This is a genomic window from Streptomyces sp. NPDC088733 (genome assembly GCF_044751185.1).
Lineage (GTDB): Bacteria > Actinomycetota > Actinomycetes > Streptomycetales > Streptomycetaceae > Actinacidiphila.
Genome location: NZ_JBIVLH010000004.1, coordinates 16,175 through 38,573, shown reverse-complemented (window position 1 = coordinate 38,573; position 22,399 = coordinate 16,175). Strand labels below are relative to the sequence as shown.

At 71.8% G+C, this 22,399-nt stretch carries 18 protein-coding genes; 10 read left to right on the top strand and 8 right to left on the bottom strand.

The window, feature by feature from the left end; all coding sequences use genetic code 11:
* Nucleotides 1-205: 205 nt before the first annotated feature.
* From ACIP64_RS09100 to ACIP64_RS09080, 5 genes are all read right to left on the bottom strand, one after another.
* Nucleotides 206-1,840 (bottom strand): purple acid phosphatase family protein, encoded by a 1,635-nt coding sequence (locus tag ACIP64_RS09100; RefSeq protein ID WP_401583277.1) that lies wholly within the window; start codon nt 1,838-1,840, stop codon nt 206-208.
* A 283-nt stretch (nt 1,841-2,123) separates the two neighbouring features.
* On the bottom strand, nt 2,124-2,969 hold the full coding sequence (locus ACIP64_RS09095) for an alpha/beta fold hydrolase (RefSeq protein WP_401583275.1): 846 nt from the start codon (nt 2,967-2,969) through the stop codon (nt 2,124-2,126).
* Nucleotides 2,970-3,126: 157 nt separating this feature from the next.
* Nucleotides 3,127-3,537, bottom strand: a complete 411-nt coding sequence (locus ACIP64_RS09090) for a cupin domain-containing protein (RefSeq protein WP_401583273.1) — start codon at nt 3,535-3,537, stop codon at nt 3,127-3,129.
* A gap of 111 nt (nt 3,538-3,648) precedes the next feature.
* The gene (locus ACIP64_RS09085) at nt 3,649-4,011 is read right to left on the bottom strand and encodes a hypothetical protein (RefSeq protein ID WP_401583271.1); all 363 of its coding nucleotides are present in this window, start codon (nt 4,009-4,011) and stop codon (nt 3,649-3,651) included.
* A 13-nt stretch (nt 4,012-4,024) separates the two neighbouring features.
* Nucleotides 4,025-4,924, bottom strand: coding sequence for a DUF2199 domain-containing protein (locus ACIP64_RS09080; RefSeq protein WP_401583269.1), 900 nt, complete (start codon nt 4,922-4,924; stop codon nt 4,025-4,027).
* A gap of 465 nt (nt 4,925-5,389) precedes the next feature.
* Between ACIP64_RS09080 and ACIP64_RS09075 the strand changes: the two genes are divergently transcribed.
* Nucleotides 5,390-6,073 (top strand): hemerythrin domain-containing protein, encoded by a 684-nt coding sequence (locus ACIP64_RS09075; RefSeq protein ID WP_401583267.1) that lies wholly within the window; start codon nt 5,390-5,392, stop codon nt 6,071-6,073.
* Nucleotides 6,074-6,152: 79 nt separating this feature from the next.
* Here ACIP64_RS09075 and ACIP64_RS09070 read toward each other — a convergent pair whose 3' ends face one another.
* Nucleotides 6,153-6,524, bottom strand: a complete 372-nt coding sequence (locus ACIP64_RS09070) for an ArsC/Spx/MgsR family protein (protein WP_401583266.1) — start codon at nt 6,522-6,524, stop codon at nt 6,153-6,155.
* A gap of 406 nt (nt 6,525-6,930) precedes the next feature.
* Here ACIP64_RS09070 and ACIP64_RS09065 point away from each other — a divergent pair, with 406 nt between their 5' ends.
* From ACIP64_RS09065 to ACIP64_RS09055, 3 genes are all read left to right on the top strand, one after another.
* On the top strand, nt 6,931-10,635 hold the full coding sequence (locus ACIP64_RS09065; RefSeq protein ID WP_401583265.1) for a S8 family serine peptidase: 3,705 nt from the start codon (nt 6,931-6,933) through the stop codon (nt 10,633-10,635).
* A gap of 230 nt (nt 10,636-10,865) precedes the next feature.
* Nucleotides 10,866-11,243, top strand: a complete 378-nt coding sequence (locus tag ACIP64_RS09060; protein ID WP_401583264.1) for a DUF488 domain-containing protein — start codon at nt 10,866-10,868, stop codon at nt 11,241-11,243.
* A 115-nt stretch (nt 11,244-11,358) separates the two neighbouring features.
* On the top strand, nt 11,359-11,829 hold the full coding sequence (locus ACIP64_RS09055) for a MarR family winged helix-turn-helix transcriptional regulator (protein ID WP_401583262.1): 471 nt from the start codon (nt 11,359-11,361) through the stop codon (nt 11,827-11,829).
* Between the two features lie 25 nt (nt 11,830-11,854).
* Here ACIP64_RS09055 and ACIP64_RS09050 read toward each other — a convergent pair whose 3' ends face one another.
* Nucleotides 11,855-12,484: an isochorismatase family protein gene (locus ACIP64_RS09050; RefSeq protein ID WP_401583261.1), complete on the bottom strand. Its 630-nt coding sequence runs from the start codon at nt 12,482-12,484 to the stop codon at nt 11,855-11,857.
* Nucleotides 12,485-12,721: 237 nt separating this feature from the next.
* Here ACIP64_RS09050 and ACIP64_RS09045 point away from each other — a divergent pair, with 237 nt between their 5' ends.
* The 4 genes from ACIP64_RS09045 (at nt 12,722) to ACIP64_RS09030 (ending at nt 19,585) form a co-directional block, all read left to right on the top strand.
* Complete coding sequence (locus tag ACIP64_RS09045) at nt 12,722-13,942, top strand: alpha/beta hydrolase family protein (protein WP_401583259.1); 1,221 nt, start codon at nt 12,722-12,724, stop codon at nt 13,940-13,942.
* A gap of 71 nt (nt 13,943-14,013) precedes the next feature.
* Nucleotides 14,014-14,793 carry an SDR family NAD(P)-dependent oxidoreductase gene (locus tag ACIP64_RS09040; protein ID WP_401583257.1) on the top strand — a complete coding sequence of 260 codons (780 nt, stop codon included), beginning with the start codon at nt 14,014-14,016 and terminating at the stop codon, nt 14,791-14,793.
* Nucleotides 14,794-15,016: 223 nt separating this feature from the next.
* Nucleotides 15,017-15,418: a tautomerase family protein gene (locus tag ACIP64_RS09035; RefSeq protein ID WP_401583256.1), complete on the top strand. Its 402-nt coding sequence runs from the start codon at nt 15,017-15,019 to the stop codon at nt 15,416-15,418.
* A gap of 558 nt (nt 15,419-15,976) precedes the next feature.
* Nucleotides 15,977-19,585: a S8 family serine peptidase gene (locus tag ACIP64_RS09030; protein WP_401583255.1), complete on the top strand. Its 3,609-nt coding sequence runs from the start codon at nt 15,977-15,979 to the stop codon at nt 19,583-19,585.
* Nucleotides 19,586-20,101: 516 nt separating this feature from the next.
* Here ACIP64_RS09030 and ACIP64_RS09025 read toward each other — a convergent pair.
* On the bottom strand, nt 20,102-20,317 hold the full coding sequence (locus ACIP64_RS09025; protein WP_401583253.1) for a hypothetical protein: 216 nt from the start codon (nt 20,315-20,317) through the stop codon (nt 20,102-20,104).
* A 348-nt stretch (nt 20,318-20,665) separates the two neighbouring features.
* On the opposite strand from ACIP64_RS09025, the gene ACIP64_RS09020 reads away from it, so the two are divergent.
* Both ACIP64_RS09020 and ACIP64_RS09015 read left to right on the top strand, forming a co-directional pair.
* Complete coding sequence (locus tag ACIP64_RS09020) at nt 20,666-21,550, top strand: GNAT family N-acetyltransferase (protein ID WP_401583804.1); 885 nt, start codon at nt 20,666-20,668, stop codon at nt 21,548-21,550.
* A 217-nt stretch (nt 21,551-21,767) separates the two neighbouring features.
* Nucleotides 21,768-22,364 carry a helix-turn-helix transcriptional regulator gene (locus ACIP64_RS09015; protein WP_401583251.1) on the top strand — a complete coding sequence of 199 codons (597 nt, stop codon included), beginning with the start codon at nt 21,768-21,770 and terminating at the stop codon, nt 22,362-22,364.
* The last annotated feature ends 35 nt before the right edge of the window (nt 22,365-22,399 follow it).

Below are 22,399 nucleotides of genomic sequence, written 5' to 3'. Positions count from 1 at the left end.
CACGGCCCGTGTGCCTGGCCGCCCCGGGGAAAACGGACTTCGCGCCGCCCGGCACGGGAGCCGCGTGGCCGGACCGCCCGGTGGCAAGATGCATCTGGCTCGTCACCGAAGGTGACGGACCGGGGGCGGCGGAAAACGCCGGGGGCCGGGACGACGTCCCGGCCCCCGGCGTTTCCGGCTACTGCTGCCGTTGACCCGCGACGGGTCAGTGGTGGCCGTGGCCGCCGTGGTCGCCGTTGCTGCCGTCGCTACGACGGCGCTGCAGCGTGAACTTCTCGAAGACCGAGAGCTCACCGGTGGGCGTGATGATGTTGTAGTAGGTGACGTGGATGCGGGTCATGTCACCGGCGTGTCGGCCCGGGTCGACACTGAACTCGGCGAAGCCGTAGGGGTGCTCCGAGTCGCGGACGCCGATCCAGACCGCCGTCTCCTGCTCCTTGACGGAGTTGAACTTGCCGACGTGCTCCATCTGGACGTACGCCGAGTGGTGCCCGTGACCGTCGGCGTCGTCGTTGGTGAAGCTGTTGTTGGTGATGCCGGACACGCCGCCGCCGCCGAGAATCATGTGCGTCGTGCCGTGCTCGCTCTCGATCACGTCGAGTGCGGTCTGGCTCGGGTTGGGCGTGAGGGTGACGCTGCCGGGGACGACGCCACGCACGGCCAGCGAGCGCTCGTAGTCGTGCTCGTGGCCACAGACCACCAGGTCGACGCCGTACTTGTCGAACAGCGGGCCGTACGCCGCGCGCAGCGCGACATCGGCGCCGTTCGCGGCGGTCGCGGAGCTGATCATCACCTGGTGCATGCAGATGACGATCCAGTCGACGTCCTTGGACGCCCGTGCCGCCTTGAGCTCCTTCTCCAGCCAGGCGAGCTGCCGGCCGCCGGAGTAGCCCTTGATGTAGATGTCGCCGCCCTCCTGCAGGGCGATGTCGTCGTTCTGCAGGACGATCACCTTCACCGAGCCGACCGTGAAGGAGTACCAGAGGTTGTCGAGCTCGGGCTGGGTCTCGGTCGAGGGCAGCTCGAAGTAGGTCTGGTACGCGTCGAGCCCGAGCTTGCCGTTGGCCAGCTCGATCTCGTGGTTGCCCGCGGCCGGCATCCACGGACGGAACCGCGCCGAGCGGCTGTTGTTGGTGAGGAAGTCCTTCCAGACGCGGACGCGGTCCGGCCCGGTGTTGGCGTAGCAGAGGTCGCCGTTGAGGAGGTTGAACAGCGGGCCGACCTTCTCGATGCCGGTGACGATGTCGGCGGCGGCGGGCGTGGCGTTGGGCTCGAAGTCGCGGCCCGAGGCGTCGGCCGGGTTCGCACCGGTCTTCCACGTCACGCTGGGCGTGCCCTGGTCACCGAAGCTGGTGAAGGTGAACGGCGCCCTGCCGGACGGGGCCGTGTGGAAGGTGCCGGCGTCGGGGGTGGCACCGTCGTGCTGGGCCGCGTACAGGTAGTCGGTGTCGGCCCTCAGCTTGCTGAGCAGCGCGTGATGGGCCCAGACGGTCCGCCCGGAGGTGCCGTCGACGTAGGACTTCGACTTCGCGTGCACGGTGGAGCCGAAACCGCCGCTCAGCGTGCCGTAGACGACCCGCGGGTTCTTGACGGCCGCGTCGGTGATCCACGAGACGACCATCTGGCTGCGCGGGTCGGCGCCGAAGGTCAGGTGCAGGCCCTGGACGGGGGTGGTGGGCGAGCCGGTGGTGAGACCGGTGACCTCCGACTGCGCCGGGGCCGCCTCGGCGGTTCCGGCGCCGAGGACCAGCGGCCCGGCGGCGGCGCCGGACACTGTCGCGCCGAACAGGCCGAGCGCGTTGCGACGAGAGATTCTGGTTTGCTTGGGTGCTTCCGACATGCCAGGGGCCTTTCGCGTCGTCGGGTGCAGTCGCACACCGACCGGACAGCAGCGCCCCGAACCTGACAGCGGGCTGCGGCAGGTCAGCGGTGCGCGCCCTCACGGACGCTAGGAAGCACGATCGACCGGAGCGGTGAGACAGGTGTGAACGGCAGATGGCGGTCACCGCAACGGACGGCCGTTTTCGGCGGCCTGGCCATGTTTTGACCAATACTTGGGAGTGATAGGGGTGTTCGGACGGGCTCTCGTCACTCGTGATGAGCCCGGCGCCGCGAGGGGCCGGTCAGCGGACCGCCCGCGCCGCCTTGTCGATGATGTCGGCGACGTCGTCCGGGTGCGACACGCCCACGGCGTGCGAGGAGTGGATCTCCACCACGTGGGCCCGGGCGCGCTCGGCCATGAACAGCTGGGCCGCACGGGGGATGTTGAGGTCCTCCCCGGTCACCAGGGCCCAGGACGGAATCGACTTCCAGGCCGGCTCGCCGGAGGCCTCCTCCAGCGCGGCCGCGGTCACGGGGCGCTGGGTGGCCGCCATGAGACTCGTGGTGTACGGGTGCACGTCCGCGGCGAACTGGTGGTGGAACCTGTCCTGCTCGATGAGGAGGTCGACGCCCTGGGAGCCGTCGGGCAGCGTGAACGGCACACGGCGCAGCGCACTGCCCAGCGAGCTGCCCGGGAACCTGGCCGACAGTTCGACGGCGCTCTCGCCGCGGTCCGGCATGAACGCGGCGATGTAGACGAGGGCCTTGACGTTGTCGGAGCCTTGCGCGGCATTGGTGATCACCGACCCGCCGTACGAGTGCCCGACGAGGACCACCAGTCCGTCGATGCTTGCCAGGAGGCTTCTGATGTACGCGGCGTCGGAGGCCAGTCCGCGCAGCGGGTTGGCGGCGGCCACCACCGGATAGTCGTGCCGTTTCAGGGTCTTGACGACCTCGTTCCAGCTGGAGGACTCGGCGAACGCGCCGTGCACGAGGACCACGGTGGGCTTGCGGTCGCCCGAGGAGTTCCTGCCCCTGGCGGCCCCCGCCGGGGCCACGGCCACTGCCAGGAGGCCGGCGGCGGCGGTCACCGTGGCCACCAGGGAGAGCGGTGTCAGGAGGTTCCGGAACGGGGAATGGCGCTGCATGAAAGGCCCTTTCGAGGCGGGTGGTGAGTGTTTCGGTGTGCGGGGAGGCCGCCTGCTCCGCCGGGGCCGTCCGCACCCCACCCCCGCCCGGCGGAAATCGGCGCCGGGGCAGCCCGGCCCGCCGCGGGCCGGACGCCGCCCGGCCCGCGGGTGGTGCTCAGGACTGCGCGTACCGCAGGTGCCGTCGTTCGGCCAGCTCCTCAGCGCCGACCACGGTCAGCACCGGGGTGCCCGGCAGCGCGAACATGGTGACCACCAGCTGCGACTCCGCGTCCTGGAGGTTGTTGGCGCCCTGGTAGTGGATCACGTCGCCGCCGGGCTCGAACAGGGCCTCGCCCGCCTTCAGTACCCGCGGCGGCTGCCCCTCCAGCTCGAAGAGGATCTCGCCCCGCGTCACATAACCGAAGACCGGCCCGGGGTGCCGGTGCGGAGGCGCGCCGGGGTCACCGGGCGACAGGGTGACGCGGACGGTCCTGGCCTCGGCGCCGTCCGGGATGCGGGCCGCCGCCTCCGGCAGGGTCGAGATCACCTCGACGCCAGGGGGCATGTGCGTGTGCTCAGCGCTCATCTGTTCCTCCAAACGGGGACTGTCCGCACTGACGACAAGGCGACCCCCGTGTTTGTGACAGCCCCGGGCAGCGGGGGACTTGGGGACGCACCGATCCGGTGGGCCGTCGCCTCAGCGGTCGGCGATCCAGCGCGCGTCCGCGGGCCAGGATCCCGTGCGGACAAGGTGCTCCACGAGCCGGAAGGCCTCCTCGACGGGCACGGTGTCCCGGTCCGGGTACGCGTCCCGCTGCCCGTTGGACAGGACGAACCCGTCGCTCGCCCCCTCGGCTCCCGGGTCGACGGCATGCTCGCCGGGATCGCCGTCCCCGTCGAGCAGCATCACCATCGCCCGCTCGGTGTTCGTCACGAAGGACAGCGAGCGCCCGGACGAACTGGTCAGCCACGTCTCGAGCACCCCTCGGCGCACCCGCGCCCGAAGTGCGTCCGGAACCGGTGCCGCGTTGTCGCCGTCGATCACCCAGGACTCGGTCACCGGTTCGACGGGGTCACCCGACGCCGCGCACCGACCGCCAGACGTGCAGTGCCCAGGCGAGGTCGTCCGGCTTGTCCCACATGCAGACGACACCTGCCGCGTTGCCGTCGCGGTCCACCGTGAAGCCGTACAACTCGTGCTGGGTGCGGCCGTTCGGTGTGGCGACGGTCCAGAAGGCGTGCCGGATCCCGTTCCCGGTGTCCTCCGTGATCTGCCGCTCCGGCGGCACGGTGGGTGCGCCGTTCAGCAGGGCGGTCAGGAACTCCTCTGGGCGGCGGCGGATCCGGTCGGTGAACACGTCGCAGTGCACGGTGCGGCCGGGTGTCAGGAAGCGGTGCGTGCCGTCGACGACGCGCGCGGTGAAGCCGCGGCTGCGTTCGACGGACCAGTGCTCGTCCAGCGGGGTACGGACCGGCACGGGCAGGGGGTGGGTGAAGCGGCTGAGGACGTCGTCGCGGTCCCAGGTCGTGGTGAGGACACTGCGGAGCAGTTCGTCGTCGCTGCCGTCGACGTACGGGATCTCGTCCGGGTCGCGCACGACCAGGGTGGCCGGGGCGTCCAGGAGGCCGGCGCCCCAGGACATGATCGCGTTGGCCATGGCGCCCCGGAGGGTGAGTCCCCGGTAGGCCGGGTCGTCCCAGATCCGGTGGGCGTGGTCGAGGTCGTCGTCGCTGATCCGCATCCAAGTGCCGAGGACGAGTTCCGTTCCGCCGGTGAGCCGGACCGGCAGCAGGCAGCGGATGAAGCTGCCCGCGCCGTCGACGCGGAGCAGCGCGGCGACCCCGACCTCGTGCCGGGCGTCCTCCGGGACGTCGAGCGCGGCGTCGGGCAGGCCGAAGCGGACGTCGATCCGCTCCTCGTCGGGCACGGGGGTGCCGCAGCACGAGCACACGGGGGTGGGGTTTCCGATCACGGTGTGCAGCGTAGGGGACGCCGACCGCTCCCCGCCCCAGGGAGCGGGGGCGGCCGCTCGTGGCCCGGACGCGTCAAGCGTCACGTGTGCGACGGACCTTGGCCGTCGTGCGACCGCGTCCGCCTGAAGTCCTTGTCCCCGGATGCGGTCCTCGGGCGATCGGGTCCGCGGGCGCGGCCAAGGCCCGCGCGGCGAGGGGCAGCAGAGTCGGACGACCCATGCGGCGGCCGCCGGGCAGGGGCATTTGACGCATGCGGCGGGCGTCGCGCCCTGGCACAGTGACCTGGGCAGCGGGCGAGGCCACCGACCTGTGCCTTCCCTGCCCTGATCACCCTGCGCCCTCTGTGGCACCCGGCGGCCGACGCCCGGTGCGGCGGGCGGTTCCGCAACGCCACCGCGCAGGGTCCTGCCCGACCGGGCCGCGCCATCCTCCGGGATGCCAGGCGGCCGTAAGAGGAAGAGACAATGGCTCCACTCGTTGACGAACCCATGGCCGACACGCGCGACATGTACATGGCCCACACCGCGCTGCGCCGGGAGTTCAGGCTGCTTCCCGCCCTCATCCGGTCCGTCGCGCCGGACGACACCCGCCGCGCGGAGGTCGTCGGCGCGCACGCGGCGCTGGTGTGCCGGGTGCTGCACACGCACCACGAGGGCGAGGACCTCCTGCTGTGGCCCAAGCTCGTCGAGCGGGCCGGCGAGCAGGCGGAGGCCATCGTGCCGACGATGGAGCAGCAGCACCACGCGATCGACGCACTGCACACCGAGGTGACCGGACTCATCGCGGGCTGGCGCTCCACGGGACGGGACGGCGAGCGGCTCGCCGATGCCTTCGAGCGGCTGCTGACCGTGCTCATCGAGCACATGGCGCTGGAGGAGACGGAGATCCTGCCGCTGGCGGCTCAGCACGTCACCGCGGCGGAATGGCACCAGCTCGGCGAGCACGGCATGGCGCACACGCCGAAGAAGGACCTGCCGCTCGTCTTCCGCATGGCGATGTACGAGGGCGACCCGGAGGTCGTCAAGGCGGTCCTGGCGACGGCCCCGCTGCCCGTGCGGCTGATCGTCCCGACCCTGGGGCGCCGCCGCTACGCGGCCCACGCCCGCTCGGTCCACGGAACGGCCAGCCCCGCGCGCGTCGGTTCCTGAGGGTTCCGCCGGCCGGGCCGCGGGCACGGGCGGTGCGTATCGACCACAGGGGAGCCGATACGCACCGCCCGTGCCCGGTTCACGTCGATGACGACGGAGGCAGGACGGAGCGGACGGCGTCCTCGCTGCGGGCCACGACGGCTGTTCCGTCGTCCGCGGTGATGATCGGCCGCTGGATGAGCGCCGGGTGCCGGGTCAGGGCTTCGATCCACTGCTCGCGGGTCGAGCCGTCCCGGCCCCACGCCGTCAGGCCGAGCTCCTCCGCGACCGGTTCGCCGAGGCGCGTCATGTCCCACGGCTCCAGGGCGAGCCGGTCCAGCAGCGCGGTGAGCTCGGCCGCGGTGGGCGGGTCGTCCAGGTAGCGCCGAACGGTGTACTGCGCTCCCTCCGCGTCGAGGACGGTGAGGGCCGAACGGCACTTCGAGCAGGCCGGGTTGATCCAGATCTCCAAGGCTTCGCCTTTCTGTCGGTGCCGGGCCGCCGGTCAGGCGGTGACCCCGGTCGGCGCGAGGGTCGTGGCGCGGAAGTCCCGGCAGAGCGGGCGAGCCCGGACAGCCCGAGGATAGGCCGCCCGGGGCGCGGCTCTGCCCGGACCGGTGCTGTGGCGAGCTGCGCGAACCGGCCGGCGCCACAGGGCCGTCGCCCCATGCCCGAACACCCCGAACACCCCGAACACGGCGAATTCACGTGGAGATCCACCGCCGTCCCCCCGGACGCGCGACGGCCGACGAACGCGTCTGATCGCGGCGCACCTGTGCCATGGCGCAAGAGTGACGCGTGCGACCCCTTGAACAACGGCGAGGGCGGCCGGAGGATCCAGTGATCTTTCGCTCATTGCCGCGCCTCAGGAGTCCTCCTTGCCCAAGGTTCCCATTCCCCGGCCCGGGCCGATCGCCCTCGCCGTGGCTGCCGCGCTGACACTCGGCGTCATACCGGCGACCGCCGCCGTGTCCGCGTACTCCGCCGGTGAGGTGTCGCACAACGACGCCGCCCATCAGACCCCCGGCACCCACACCGTCACGCTGATCACGGGTGACAAGGTCACCCTCGGGACCGCGGCCGACGGCACCGTCGTGCGCTCGTTCCAGGCCGCGAGCGGAGCCACCACCGGCTTCCACCGTGCCGTCGTGGACGGCGCCACCTACGTCTACCCCGACGCCGCCCTGCCGTACGTGAGCACGGGGAAGCTCGACAAGCAGCTGTTCAATGTGACACGGCTGATCGCCGAGGGCTACGACGACGCGCACAGCTCCGGACTGCCGCTGATCGTGCGCTACACCGGCGCCGCCGCCACGTCCCGCACCCGGGCGAAGATGGCCGGCTCGACCGGCGTCCGCCGCCTGGACAGCATCCAGGGCGCGGCCCTCGCACAGAACCACCGGCAGGCACCGGCGTTCTGGTCCTCGCTGACCGGTGGTTCCGCCGCGGCGGCCCGCTCCGCCGAGCCGTCGTTCGCGGGCGGCGTCGCCAAGGTCTGGCTCGACGGCAAGGTGAAGGCCGATCTGGCCGACTCCACCGCCCAGATCGGCGCGGACAAGGTCTGGGCGGAGGGCGACACCGGCCAGGGCGTGAAGGTCGCGATGCTGGACAGCGGCGCGGACACCGAACACCCCGACCTGGTCGGACAGGTGTCCGACAGCGCCAGCTTCGTCCCCGGCGAGGACGACATCGCCGACTACAACGGCCACGGCACGCACGTCGCCTCGACCATCGTGGGCACGGGCAGCGCCTCCGACGGCAAGGAGCGCGGTGTCGCCTCCGGCGCCCGGCTGGCCGTCGGCAAGGTGCTCAACTCCGAGGGCAGCGGCCAGGAGTCCTGGATCATCGCGGGCATGGAGTGGGCCGCCCGCGACCAGAAGGCCAGGATCATCAGCATGAGCCTGGGCGGCAGCGGCGACAAGTCCGACCCGATGAGCCAGGCCGTCGACGAACTCAGCCGCGACACAGGCGCGTTGTTCGTGATCGCGGCGGGCAACGGCGGCCCGCACTCCATCAGCAGCCCCGGTGCCGCGGACTCCGCGCTGACCGTCGGCGCCGTCGACTCCACCGACACGCTCGCCGACTTCTCCAGCCAGGGCCCGCGCGACGGCGACGGCGGCCTCAAGCCGGAGATCACCGCGCCCGGTGTCGACATCGTCGCGGCGCGCTCGCACTACAAGCGGGGTTCCGGCTACTACACCACGATGAGCGGCACGTCGATGGCGACGCCGCACGTCGCCGGCGCCGCCGCGCTCCTCGCCTCCGCGCACCCCGACTGGACGGGCGCCCAGCTGAAGGAGGCGCTGGTCAGCAGCGCCAAGGCGACCCCGGCGTACACCCCGTACCAGGCGGGCGCCGGCCGGCTCGACGTGGCGGCGGCCGTGCACACCACGGTCTTCGCCACCACGAGCGCCTACTCCGGCTTCTACACCTGGCCCCCGAAGCCGGGGGAGACCAACGTCCAGACCGTGACGTACACCAACGTCGGCGACGCCCCGGTCAGCCTCGCCCTCGCGGTGAACGGCACCGTCCCGGCGGGGTTGTTCAGCCTCTCCGCGGACCACGTCACCGTGCCCGCGCACGGCACCGCCGCGGTCACGCTCACCGCGTCCCTGGACAAGCTGGCCGGTGACCAGTCGGTCAGCGCCATGATCACCGGTACCGACGGCGCCGGAGCGGTCCGCGCCCGGACCCTGATCGGCGCGGCCCGCGAGGGCCAGCGGCAGAACCTGACGGTCGTCGCGAAGGACCGTTCCGGCAAGCCGCTGGCCGGCCGGGTCGTCCTCAGCGCCGAGCACCTCTTCTCGGTGCTGGACCTCGACGCGTCCGGCACCGGTACGGCACGGCTGCCCGTCGGCTCCTACAGCGGCTGGCTCACCGGCGACGTGCAGGGCGCGGAAGGGGAGCACTCGCGCGGCATGGTGCTGCTCGCCTTCAACGACGTGAAGCTGGACCAGGACCGCACCGTCACCCTGGACGGCCGCAAGGCACGCCGGATCCTGGCGCACGTGCCGCAGGACACCACCGCCGTCGCGCCGCGTCTGGACGCCCACCGGTCGTACAGCGACAGCCTGGTGGAGACCTCGATGCTGCCCGACCCCTCGTACGACAGCATCTGGGCCCTGCCCACCGGGAAGAAGGTCACCGACGGCGAGTTCGAGGCCGGCGCGCGCTTCCGTCTCGAGCAGCCCGCGCTGACCCTGGGCACGAAGTCCACGACCTTCGACGACCCGCTGGTCAAGCGCGCGGCCACGCCGCTGCCCGCCGGGACCCGGAACCTGACCACGGTCTTCGCCGGTGACGGCACCGCCGAGGAACTCGCGCGGCAGAATGTGCGCGGCAAGGCCGTCGTGGTGCGGAGCGCCGGAACCGACGCCATCGAGGCGCAGGCCGACGCCGCCGCGGCTGCCGGGGCCCGGCTGCTGCTGGTCGTCAACGACGGCACCGGCCGCCTGGAGCCCTGGGACGAGAACCCCTGGAGCCCGCTGAGCCCCGCCCCGGTGACGGTGGCGACGCTCAACGCCGACCAGGGCGCCCAGCTGATCGGCTCGCTCCGGCACGGATCGGTCCCGCTGAAGGTCACCTCGCACCCCACGACCGACTACGTCTACGACGTCGTGCACCACTGGACCGGCGCCGTGCCGGAGGATCCCACCTGGCGTGAGGAGACCAAGGACCTCGGCCGGGTGAACGTCTCCTTCCGGAACTTCCGGCAGGGCAAGGCCATGGAGTTCCGTCCGGACGTCTGGCGCGGCTGGGCCGTGGGCAACCAGCTCACCGCGCCCGCGCAGGGCGAGCGCACCGACTGGGTCACCGCCGGGACCACGTGGCTGGACGACGCCTTCATCCAGGGCGAGACGGGGCAGCACGCGATGGGGCCGCTGACCTACCCGGCGCGCAGGACCGCCGAGGTGAAGTGGTTCGGCCCGATCCAGCGGCCCCGCATGGGCCCGGTCAACTACCAGCCGGTGCGCTACCTCGACACGATGTACATCACCGCGCCCGGCTGGGGCGACTCGGGCTCCGGCCATGTCGGCGAGGCCGGGGCGAACTTCGACGTCAAGGACTGGATGTCGCTGTACCAGGGCGACCAGCAGCTCGACTGGGGCAACGCCGAGTACCTGCAGGTTCCCGGGCTCGGCGCGGAGCGCCTGCCGTACCGGCTGGTCCTCGACAACGACCGCGGCACCTGGGCCAGTCCGTACTCGACGCACACCCTGACGGAGTGGGACTTCACCTCCGCGGTCACCGGCAGCGACGCGGCGGTGTCCCTGCCGCTGATCCAGCTCGACTACGGCGTGGACACCGACGCCTCGGGCCGTGCCGACCGGCGCGCCCCGCTGACGGTGACCGCCTCGCACCTGCCGGGCACTACCGCCGCCATCGGCAAGCCGTCCGTCGAGGTGTCGTACGACGACGGCAAGACCTGGCAGCGGTCCGACCTGAGCCGGTGCGACGACGGATGGCGGACGAACCTGCGCGCGCCGCGGTCGGCCGGTTTCGTCACCCTCCGGGTCGGCGCACGGGACAACGCGGGCAACACCGTCTCGCAGACGATCACCCGGGCCTTCGGCCTGCGCTGACGTCCCCCCCCCCGGGGCACCCGGGTCACTACCGCGTGGGCGGGGCCGCAGCCGGCGGCCCCGCCCACGCGGCGTCCACGGGCGTCCACGGGCACCGCCGGGCGCCGTCGCCGCGCTCGCCGGGCCACGGCGCCGTACCGCCGATAGAGTGATCACCAGAGGTTCCCGCCCCGGCACGGCCGGCTTCGGACCGGACGCCGGGCAGTCCCACCGGGAAGGTGACGACGGCCATGGCCGGACGATTCAGCTGCCAGAGGATCTACGAGGAGACCTCGCCGCGCGACGGCAAGCGCGTGCTCGTGGACCGCCTGTGGCCCCGCGGGATGAGCAAGGAGCGGGCCCGTCTCGACGAATGGCTCCGCGACGTGGCGCCCTCCGCGGACCTGCGCACGTGGTACCACCACGACCCCGAGCGCTTCGCGGAGTTCCGCGACCGCTACATCGGCGAGCTGGAGGACGCCGATCACCGGCCCGCCGTCCGGCACCTGCGCGACCTCGCCGCCCACGGCAGGGTCACGTTGCTCACCGCCACCAAGGACCTCGACCGCAGCGAGGCCGCCGTCCTCGCCCAATGGCTGGGCGCCGCCGGCACGGCGAGCCGCCGCTGACACGACGGGGGCGGACCCTCGTCATGCCGCCCGTACGGCCGTCCGCCGCGCCGTTACAATCACCGGATCGGGATACGGGGCGTCAGCTCCCGGGGTGAGGCAGTGGAGAAGGGGCGTGAGCCGCACGGTGCGCAACGTTGCTGACCCGGATCTCGGGGTGCTGGCCGGGCGCCTGCTGTTCGCCGTCCAGGCCGAACTCTTCTCCCGTCTGCACGACCTCGGGTTCGACGACCTGAAGCCCCGTCACGGTGCCGTCCTCGCCTACCTCCAGGCGGAGGGCATCCGCGCGACCGACCTGGCCCGGGTGTCCGGTCAGCACAAGCAGGTGATCGGGACGCTCGTCGACGAACTCACCGAGCTGGGCTACGTCGAGCGGCACAACGATCCCGCGGACCGGAGGGCCAAGCTCGTGTGCCCCACCGAGCGCGGTCGCGCCCAGATGGCCGCCGCGGACAAGATCATGACGGAGATGCAGGCACGCCACGCGCAGCGCCTCGGGGTCGGTGTCTACGCCGAGTTCAAGCGCCTGTTCGTGGATGTCGTCGAGCAGCAGCGCCGCGACGCGAGCACGGTCGCTGCCGACTGACGCCGCCGGCGCACCGCCGTGCCCGTCATGCGTGTTTGGTGTACGCCGCCGAGAGCTGGCCGACGATGACCGAGAAGGGCATGTCGAGTGCTCCGTACACGTCCCCGGCGAGGGGCGAGGCGTTGTCGGCGAGGATCTCGACCATCAGCGTGGCGTAGTCGCTGACGACGGCCCCTGCCTGCTGGAGCCGGATGAGCCCGGCCTCGCGCTTGGCGTCGGAGAAGGTACCGGAGGCGTCGAGGGCGACGTACGTGGCGAAGCCCTCGGCAGCCGCGGCGATGGCCGGCAGGGTGGCGCACACTTCGAGCGAGATGCCGGTGAAGATCAGCCGCTGCCGACCGGTCGCCCTGATCCGGTCCCGTACCCGGCTGTCGTGCCAGGCGTTCACCGTGCCGCGGTCGATGACGTCGACATCGTCCGGCAGGACCTCGGCGAGTTCGGGGACGAGCGGTCCCCACATGCTGTCCGCGGCCGTGGTGGTGACCACGATCGGCAGGTTGAGCACCTGCGCCGCCTTCGCCAGGGCGACCACATTGTGCTTCAGCTCCAGCAGGTCGGTGTCCCGGACCCCGCTGTAGAGGCCCACTTGGTGGTCGACCAGGACCAGTGCCGCGTTGTCGGTGGTCAGAAACTCGCGGAACGTCGTGTCGGGCATGACGTGCTCACCTTTTCCGATGGACGCATGGTGACTCATCGCGACAGTCAAAATTCATGACCAATGCGAACGTAACGCTCCTTTTCCACCCGTGCAAGCAGCCCTGGAGGGGTGGGCGGAGCGGTGGGTTGCCATCGCGCGGACGACTCCTTAGGCTCATTGGTAAGTAATCTTGATAGTCATGAAAACTTACTGTCAGCCTCTGTTCCGAGATGCCGCACCGCCGGGAGCTCCTCCATGTCTGTGATCGAGTTGACCACCTTCACTGTCACGCCCGAGCGGACGTCGGCGATGCTGGCCGCCCGGAGCGGGATGCTCGCCGACTTCCGCAAGGACCGGCGGGGATTCATCGCCGCACGACTGGTCCGCGTGGCGGACGACACCTGGCTCGACATCGTCGAGTGGACCGACGCGCAGGCGTACGACGAATCGAGCGCGAAGGGCGGCAACCTCCCCGGCATCGCCGCCTTCTTCGCCACGATCGACACGCTGGTGAGCGCCGAGAGCGCCGTGCGGTACGACGACGCGGAGGACGGCCCGCGCGCGGTCCGCACCATCGCGTACGGCCCGGAACCGTCGCAGGTCGGAGAGCTGTACCTGCCGCAGGGCGACGGCCCGTTCCCCACCGTCGTGCTGATCCACGGCGGTTGGTGGGCGGCGATGTTCGACCGCAGGCAGTCGACCGCCCTCGCGGAGGACCTGGTCTCGCGGGGGTTCGCGGTCTGGAACATCGAGTACCGGCGCATCGGCGAGCCCGGCGGCGGCTGGCCCGGCACCTTCGACGACGTGGCGGCCGCCGTGGACGCGGTACCGGACCTCGACCCCTCGATCGACGCGGACCGGATCCTGGTCGTGGGCCACTCCGCCGGGGGCCAGCTCGCCACGTGGACCGCGCACCGGTCCGTGCTGCCCGACGGTGTCCCGGGTGCCCGTCCGAAGGTGCGGCCGCTCGGCGTCGTGACCCTGGCCGGCGTGCTCGACCTGGTCGCGGCCGACGAGGCCCGGCTCGGAGCGGAGCTCGCGGAGGCGGACGCTCAGCCGCCGGCCGGTGCGCCGTCGCCGTCCCTGCCGGACCCCTGGAACGCCGTCGCCTCGCGTGCGCACGACGGGATCGTGCCGCTCCTGCTCGGCGGGCGCGTCACCGAGTACGGCGAGCGGTACGCGGCGGCGTCTCCCGTTCTGCTGGAGAATGGAGGCGTGCCGGTACTCGTGATCCACGGCACGGCCGACGACGTCATTCCGCCCGCATACGGCCGGACGTACGCGGAGGCGGCGGCCGCCAGGGGCGCGGACGTCACCTTCGTGGCCTCGCCCGGCGCCGGCCACTTCGACGTCGTGGACCCGGCGGGACACGCGTGGAACGTGGCCCGGACCTGGGTCGAGGAGCGGGCGGCGGCAGCGGACCGCGAGCGGGCCCCCCTGGCAACCACTGCCGCGCCGGCCCACGGCGGGATGTGAACCACCTGCCCGCAGGGCCCCGCCGGAGGCTCGTGCCCGGCCTCCGGCCCGACTGAGCACGGGAGGGTCGCGTGTCCGCCCGATTCACAGACAAGGTCGTCCTGATCACCGGGGCCACGTCCGGCGTGGGCCGGGCGACCGCGGAGCGGATCGCGGGCGAGGGCGCGAAGGTCGTCCTGGCGGCGCGCGGCGAGGAGGTCGGCCACGCGGTGGTGGCCGGCATCCGCGCGGCCGGTGGCGAGGCGGTCTTCGTCCCCACCGACGTGACCGCGGAGGCCGAGGTGGCCGAACTCGTCCAGTGGACGGTGAGCCGGTACGGCCGGCTCGACGGCGCGTTCAACAACGTCGGCGCCCCCACGGCCATGGGCCCGATCACCGGGATCGACGGCGCGGCCTGGCGCGCGGAGCTGGAGCTGAACCTCAGCAGTGTCTTCTACGGCCTGAAGCACCAGATCCCCGCGCTCCGGGCCGCCGGGGGCGGCGCCATCCTCAACAACGCCTCCGCCTGCGGCGTCGCCGCCTACCCGAACATGGCGTCCTACAACGCCGCCAAGCACGGCGTGATCGGGCTGACGCGCTCGGCGGCGCTGGACGCGGCCCCGGCGGGGATCAGGATCAACGCCCTGATCACCGGCGGCGTGGACACCCCCTTGTCGCGGGGGCTGGCCGGTGGCCTGCCGGGCGTGACGTGGGAGGAGTCCTGGCGCGCGGCCGAGGCGATGCACCCGCTCGGGCGGATGGGGCGGCCGGAGGAGGTCGCCGCCTTCGCGGCGTTCCTGCTGAGCGACGAGACGGGCTTCATCACGGGGGCCGCGCTCGCGATCGACGGCGGGATGACGGCACGCCTGTAGGGCGTGTTCGGCCCGGGGAAGTCGGCGCATCGTACGTGCGGCCGCCTCGCGGGGGAGTGCACCCTCGATGAGAATGCCCTCGTGAGCCCTTTCGGGGCGGACGCGCGTGCCGTGCCCGGACGGCCGGGTCTCCGGAGGGCGCCGCACACTCGCCTCCGCACACGGTCCACGCCCGGCCGGACCGCGTCGCGGACCCCGGGCCTCCCTGCCGAAGGAGCATGCCATGCCCGTCTTCAACGCCTACGTCCCCGCGGGCCGCTTCTCGCCGGAGCAGAAGGGCGCACTCGCCGACGCGCTCAACCAGTCGCTCGTTCAGGGGCTCGGCATTCCCGAGGGCGACCGCTTCATCGTGATCAGTGAGCACAGCGACAGCGAACTGTTCCTGGACCCGACCTTCATGGGGATGCAGCGCAGCAGCGACGCGATGATCATCACGGTCCTCCTCGGGGCGCACCGGCCCCTCGAGGACAAGCGGGCGGTCGCGGCCGCCATCAACAGGCTGGTGGCCGAGGCTGTCGGCGTCTCGCCGGACGACATCTTCATCGCGCTGATCCCCGTTCCGAACGAGAGCTTCTCCTTCGGCAGGGGCGAACTCCAACTCGCGGACACCGCTCCGCGCTGGTGACCGCGGGGCCCGGACCCCGGCGCCGGTGGTGCGGCGCCGGGGTTCCGCGCGTTCGGTTCTCATCGGCGGTACCGAGGCGGGATTTCCGCGTTGTTCCGTATGTGTGAAAACTTCGAAAACCACCGGATGTCGAATTGCGTGCGGGGTGAAAGGGGTATTTCGCGGGCGTTTCCTGATGCCCGTTCCCGGGCTGTTCTGTCTGGTCAAGTGCCGTTGTGGCGGGGGTTGTCCAGCCGTCGGCCGATCTGACGACGGCCCAGGAAAGTTATTAGTTCAAGGCCTTTACATTTCCCCTGCGGGGATGGTCGGATGCCGTCCATCGTCGACTCTGGAGGAAATGTGCGCGTTCCATTCGCCCGAAGATCTGCGGCATCGGTTGCCGCGGTTCTTGCCGTCACCCTGAGCACTCCCGGGGCGGCCCACGGCGCCGCCCCACTCCTCCCCGCTGCCACGTCCCCGGCCGGAACCGGCGGGTCCCAGCACGCGCCGGTCACCGTGACGTTGATCACCGGCGACAAGGTGACGATGACTCAGGAGGCGGGCGGCCAGGCTCCTTTGATGGATGTCGAGCGCGCGCCGGGGGCCAAGGGGTCCGTGCGTGTGGTCGCCGAAGGCGGGGACACGTTTGTGTACCCCGACGAGGCCATGGCGTACCTCGCGACAGGCCGACTCGACAAGCAACTCTTCAACGTCACACGGCTGGTGGCCCAGGGCTATGACGACGCCCACGCCGGCGCGCTCCCCTTGATCATCACCCGCTCCAATGCCGCGTCCGCTCGCACGAACGGCGCCTCCGAGAAGGCACTGCCGGGGACGGCCACCACCGTGGACCTGCCCTCCGTCCACGGAGCGGCCGTTCGCGCCCAGCGGTCGAAGGCCACCGCGTTCTGGTCGACCCTGACTGGTGCAGGGGACGGCGACCTGCCGGCGGCGAGGACCGCCGAGGCCTCCCCGGGCCCGTCCGCGCCGTCCTTCGCCGCCGGTGTGGACGGGGTGTGGCTGGACGCCAAGGCGCAGGCCACGCTGGCCGATTCGACCGCGCAGATCGGCGCACCCGCGGCGTGGGCCGCGGGCGGTACGGGCGCCGGGGTGCGGGTCGCGGTGCTGGACTCGGGCGTGGACGCCACCCACCCGGACCTGGCCGACCGCATTGTGGCGTCGCGCAGTTTCGTCCCCGGCCAGGAGGTCGTGGACCGCTACGGCCACGGCACCCACACCGCCTCCACGGTCGCCGGGACGGGCGCCGCTTCCGACGGCAAGGAGCGCGGTGTCGCCCCCGGCGCCGACCTCGTGGTCGGCAAGGTCCTCGGCGACAACGGCTCGGGCGCGATATCGGGGATCATCGCGGGCATGGAGTGGGCGGTGCGGACCGAACACGCCAAGGTCGTCAACATGAGCCTGGGCACGCCGGCCTGGCACACCCAGGACGACCCGCTGAGCCAGGCGGTGAACGAGCTGAGCGCCGAGACGGGCGCGCTGTTCGTCATCGCCGCGGGCAACAGCGGCAACAGCCCCTACAGCGTGAGCGCGCCGGGAACCGCGGACGCCGCGCTCACCGTCGGCGCGGTGGACGGCTCCGACCACCTCGCCGACTTCTCCAGCGCCGGACCCCGACTGAACGACGACGGCCTCAAGCCAGATCTGACGGCCCCCGGTGTCGACGTGACGGCGGCGCGCTCCCAGTACATGACCGACGGCGGCGAGGGCTGGTACCGCTCCGACAGCGGCACGTCCATGGCGGCGCCCCATGTCGCGGGCGCGGCCGTCCTGCTGGCCCAGAAGCACCCGTCGTGGACCGGGGGGCAGATCAAGGACGCGCTGATGGGCACCAGCGTCCTGACGCCCGACTACAGCCCGTACCAGGCCGGCACCGGGCGGCTGGACGTGGCCGCGGCCTACCTGAAGGACCAGGTCGTCGCGACCGGTTCGGTGGACGCCGGACTCGTGCGCTGGGCCAAGGACCGGAAGCACGATCCGGTCACGCGGAAGATCACGTACACCAACACCACGGACCGCGCGGTGTCGTTGCGGCTCTCGACCGATCGCGGGGCCTCGCCCGCCGGGGTGTTCACCCTGGCCGCCGACCGCGTCACCGTACCGGCGCGCGGATCCGCGACCGTCGGCATCACGGCGAACCCGGGAGGACTGGCTCCCGGCCAGTACGCCGCCCAGGTCACCGCGGTCTCGCAGGCCGGTTCCGTGCACACGGCCGTGGGCCTGTCCGTCGAGTCCGAGAAGCACACCCTGACGGTGCATCTGAAGGACCGCTCCGGCAAGCCGGTCAGCGGTGAGGTCGAGATCACCGGAGCCGACGGGAGGACCACCGTCATGTGGGCCCCGGACGGCACGCTCAGCAGCCGCTGGGCGCCCGGCTCCTACACCGTGGTGTCCACGCTGGACGTGGAGGGCCGCCACGGCCCGCACTCCCTCGGGTTCGCGGTGCTGACCGCCCCCGAAGTCGACCTGACGGCCGACCGGACCGTCGACCTCGACGCCTCGCGCATCCGCCAGGTCAAGGTGGCGACGCCCAAGCCCACGTCCGTGACCACCAGCAGGATCGACCTCTTCCGCTCCTTCACCTCGGCCGAGCCCACGCCCAGCGACACGCAGGCCCTGCACGAGATCCTGCTGCCCTCGCCCGCGTACGACAGCCTCTGGGCCCTCCCGACCAACGGCAAGGTGAAGAAGGGCAGTTTCGTCTTCACCACCCGGATCCGGGCCGAGCAGACCCCGCTGAGGATCAGCTACGCCGGACGCTCTCTCGACGACACACTGCTGGTGCAGCCGGGATCCCCTCAGTTCCGCGACGGCACCGCGCACGTGGACGCCGTCTTCGCCGGCGACGGAACGGCTGCCGGCTACGCGGGCCTGTCCGCACGCGGCAAGGCCGCGGTCGTCCGCCGCAGTGCCGACGTGGCCCCCGCGGACCAGGCGGCCGCGGCGCGCGCCGCGGGTGCGGCGATGCTCCTGGTGGTCAACGACGGGGAAGGCCGGGGGACCGACTGGTACGGCACCCCGGACGGCACGGGCACCGGTCCGGTCCCGGTCGCCTCGCTCACCACGGACGAGGGTGAGGCGCTGATCCGGCGGATCACCTCCGCGGGCAGGGCCGCGACGAAGCTGGCGGTCGAGGCCCACCCCTCGCCCGCGTACCTGTACGACCTGGCCGACTACCACCAGGGAGGCATCCCGCAGGACCCGTCGGCGGCCACCGACCCCGGCAGCCTCGCGCGCATCGACAACGTCTTCGCACCGCCCGCCGGCGTGCAGGTCGTGGAGAGCCGGGAGGACAGCCCGCCGTACGAGTTCTGGCCGGCCGGCTACCCGTACGCCGTCTACGGATCGGTGCGGGTCCCGCCGTTTCCGAGGGAACCGGTCGCCCGTGGGCAGCGGACCGACTGGGTGTCCGCCGGGAAGGGCGTCAAGTGGCAGCAGTACGCGTCCACCGACGGCTGGGGGACCTTCACCGACGTCGTGGGCTACCAGCCGGGCAGCGTGCACAGCGAGCACTGGTTCGGCCCGATCACCCGGCCGCGCATCCTGGGCTTCGAGGTCCCGCACCGGGTCGGCAACGCCATGGGCGGCATGATCGCGGGATTCGGCGACGGGGGATCCGCCCACAGCGGTGACACGTCGTCCCTGTGGTCGCGCAGCTTCGCGCTCTACCAGGGGGACCGGCTGCTGGTGCAGAGCGGGCCGCGGCCCGATTTCGGGGTGGGCGACCTGGCACCCCAGAAGCTCCCGTACCGGCTGGTCGTCGACACCAGGGCCAACGCCGAATTCACCCCCTACTCCGCCACCACGCACACCGAGTGGACGTTCCTGTCCGGCACCGCCGACGACCAGGCCCTGCCGCTCGCCCAACTCGACTACACCACCGACGTGGACCTCGACGGACGGGCCAAGCGCACGTCGGCCTTCTCCGTCACACCCGCCGTCGTCGGCAGTGACGCCGCGAAGGACGCGGTCTCCTCAGTCCGGCTCGACGTGTCCTACGACGACGGTAAATCCTGGCAGCCGCAGAACATGAAGGAGAACAAGGGCACCTGGCAGACCCAGCTCCACGCACCGGCCGGGGCGCACTACGTCTCGATCCGGGTCACCGCCGCGCAGCGCAACGGCGGCGGCATCACCCAGACGGTCACCCGGGCCTTCGGCCTGAAGTGACCTCCGCAGAGCGGCCGGTGCCCGCCACCGGCCGCTCCGCGGCACCCCGGGCCGGGGAGTCCGATGTGAGCGCGGCCCTTGCTGTGTCGCAGACCTCAGTGGGACGACTTCGGATCCTGCGCTGATTCGGCACCGTGATCACCCATGGGCCACGGGACCGGCAGCGACGCGCGCAGTTGCGCCTCCGGATCCCAGTCGGCCGGTCTTTCCCCAACGTCGCCCTTCCAGGGGTACCCCTGGGCGACCCAGTCGTTACGGGCCTTGATCACGCCCGCGTCTGACGCGTCCTCGTATCCGAACTCGATGCCGCAGCATGCACAGATGTCGAAGGTCGCGACATCCCCGCTCCCGCCCCAGGGCGGGTACCCGAGGTCGAAGCCGCAAACCGGGCAATGATTCCCTGGCCTCTTGCCTCGCACGCTTCTCACCCCACTGATCGGGCTGACCTCGGAAGGCCGGTGGAGCCCCACGGGCTGCGGCATGATCGGTGCCACCTGCGGTGTGCGGCTCCGTGCCCTAATCGACGTCGGCTGTCCCAGCGTTGTCGGCTGTCGTCGGCTGCGGGCCAACCTCGGACAGCTCACGGGCGGCCCGAGCCTCTTCGCGTTCGATCTCGGCGACCACATGGCGGCGCCACCGAGGAATCACGAGAGCGACAAAGGCCAGGACGAGGGCCGCCAGGACGGGCCCTCCGTAGAGAAACGCGCCGACAGCACTTCCGAACGACTCCATGTCCCCTCCATGTCCCCTCCCTGTGCCCGATCGTAGCCCGCGGCCCTGGGTGAAGTACCCGCTCGGCGCCACCTCACGTGGCGCGGAGGTGGCTGTGCTTGTTGCTGTACGGCACTGTCGCGGGTGACGCGTCTCAGTGAGGTGCGACCGTTCGAACGTCGACTGGTCGCTGCCCTGCGTTCGGGGCTGTAGGGCTTGCGCACGGCAGTGACCGCCCACGGGGTGACGAGGCAATTTCGGCGTTTCGGCACCGTCGTCAACCGCGTGTGAGCCGACTGCAGGATCGGGCACTTCGCCAAGGTGATGCCGGAGCGGATGCCCGCCCTGCCGAAGGGGCAGGAAGGCCGCATGATGCTGCGCCCCTTGCGTGACTCCGACGATGACGCCGACGCGATAGCGGTTGTGGCCTCCGCCGCGTTCGGTGCCTCAGATGCCCTGCCCAGCGGTGGCCCTCCCGAGGAGATGCCTCCCGAGGTGGCCGCCATGCTGCGTCGGCGCAACCGGTGGGTCGCGCGCACCGACCCCGGTGGCTGCTGGCTCGCCGTGGACGAGACCTCCGGCATGCCGCTCGGGGTCGCCCTGTCGACCCGCCGCGAGGGGACCTGGGGGCTGGCGCTCCTTGCCGTGCTGCCGTCCGCGCAGCGGCAGGGGGTCGGCCGCGAACTGCTCGCCGCCGCCATGGCCTACGGGCGTGGCTGCCTGCGCGGCATCATCTGCAGTTCCCCCGATCCGCGGGCGGCGGCGACCTACCGTCGGGCAGGCTTCGTGCTGCATCCGGCGATGCGCTTGGAGGGCGCCGTCCGCAAGGACGACCTGCCGACGCCCGACGGGGCGGTGCACGAGGGCTCGGCCAAGCACCGCGACCTGGTGGACTCCGTCGACCGGCGTACCCGGGGCAGCGCCCACGGCCCCGACCACGAACAACTGCTCACCGAGAGCGACCTGCTGATCGTCGACGATCTGGCCGGCAGCGGCTACTGCTACATCGACCCGTACGGGAACATACGCTTGCTCGCCGCCACCTCACGCCGCCTGGCGTCCCGGCTGCTCACGGCCGCACTACTGAGCCTGCCCGAGGGTGCCCCGGCACAGATCGCCAATGTGACGGCCGAGCAGCAGTGGGCCGTGGACGTGGGGCTGACCGCCGGACTGGAACTCAGCACGTCCGCCTGGGTCTGCCTGCGCGGAATGCGGCCACCGGAGCCATACATCCCCTCGGGGTTCTTCGGGTGACGTTGGAGCGCGCACGGGCGTCGCCTGGTCCGAGGCCGGGCACGTCTGCGCCGGCCGCCCGGTGGAGCCGCGGAACGTCTACCGCTTCCTCGTCCGGGACGCTGCTCGCACATGCCTGCGGCTGAATCGCCTCCCTGGCGCTCGACTTCCGCGGCGTGCCGTTCGGGCCGCAGAGGAGTGATCTCGCCGCCGAGGTCGCCGCCGACCTCCGGCACGCGTGCGACACCGGCCGGTGCCCCTGTGCCGAACCGGCGATCGGCGTACCGCACGATCAACCGGTGATAAAGCAGAGCCCACGGTCCTGGGCGCCACAGCGGCGTTCTTCGCCCGGCTGGCCCACGACCGGACCGCTGTCGGCGAGACTGAGACCGGCCTGTTCGCGGAGCCCTGTGTCGATCTGGTCGGGGCTGTGGTCACTTTGGGCCTGGGCCGGGACGACCTGGCCAAGGAGTCCCTGAACAGCACCCTGTTGGAGCGGGTTCAGGAATTCGTCCGCCTTCAGCTGGCGGACCCCGATCTGACTGCCGAGCGCATCGCCGCCGAGCACGACGTCTCCGTAGGGTGGTTGTACCTGACCCTGTCCCGGGCGGGAATCACCCTCGGTGAATGGATCAGGTCGCAGCGCCTCGAGGAATGCAGGAGGGAACCGGCGTCGCCGGTGCATCAGTTCATGACGATCGCGGCCATCGCCCACCGGTGGGGGTTCGCCGGCCCGGCCCACTTCAGCCGGGTTTTCAAGGCGGCGTACGGAGTGAGCCCCCGCGAGTTGCGGTTGCAGCAGGGGGGCAAGGGGAGCGGACTCTCACCGGCCTGACTGACGCCCGGCCCCGTGCCGGTGTTCGGTGATCC